This window comes from Arhodomonas sp. KWT, from assembly GCF_010993615.1.
The window spans coordinates 1-745 of record NZ_WNXE01000826.1 but is presented as its reverse complement, the minus strand read 5'-3'; the positions used below and the strand labels follow the sequence as shown (position 1 = coordinate 745).

Here is a 745-nt window from a genome sequence, read left to right as displayed (position 1 = left end):
GGCGACACCGAGGCGGTCGCGCAGCTCCCGGATGCGGTCCACGAAGGGCGTGATCGGCTCGTCGCGCTTGGCCACCAGCGCCTGCATGCGCTCGTCGCGGATCATGAAGTTGGTCGCCGACGTATCCTCGTCGACGAGCAGGCTGCCGGCCCCCAGCTCCAGCGCCTCCTGCAGTGCCGCCGCCTGACTGGTGGAGCCGGAGGCAAGCGCCGTGTCGAAGGCCTCGGTGGACTTGCCGTAGGGGAGATGGTTGATGAACGGCGAGAGGTCCAGCGCATGGACCGCACGTCCGTCCTCGGCACGGATCTTCACCGCCGAGGGCTCGGTGACCACCCGCTCGCGACCATCCCCCGGGACATGGTCGTAGACCCCGAGCTCCAGCGCCCGGAGCAGTGTGGACTTGCCGTGGAAGCCGCCACCGACGATCAGGGTGATGCCGGAGCCGATGGCCAGCCCGCGCACCGATCCGGCATGCGGGGCCTCGAGCGTGACCGCCAGCGCGTCCGGCGCCTCGAAGGCAATCGCCTCCTGCAACGGGCGATCATCCACGCCGGAGCGCCGCGGCAGCACCGCTCCATCGGCGACGAAGGCCACCAGCCCGCGCTCCGCGAGCTGCGAGCGCAGCGCCACCTGATCCTCGACGGTGTCGCAGTGCCGGGCCAGCGCTCCATCGTCCCGCTGCCCCGGGCGCAGGGCCTCCACGGCCTCCGGCAGGCGCCGGCAGAGCAGCGCCGCCGCCTGGCGC

Annotated in this window: 1 protein-coding gene; it reads right to left on the bottom strand. The window is 72.5% G+C overall.

The window, feature by feature from the left end:
• Positions 1-745: ABC-ATPase domain-containing protein (locus G7A99_RS22695; protein ID WP_240466384.1), on the bottom strand; the 745-nt coding region annotated here is incomplete at both ends.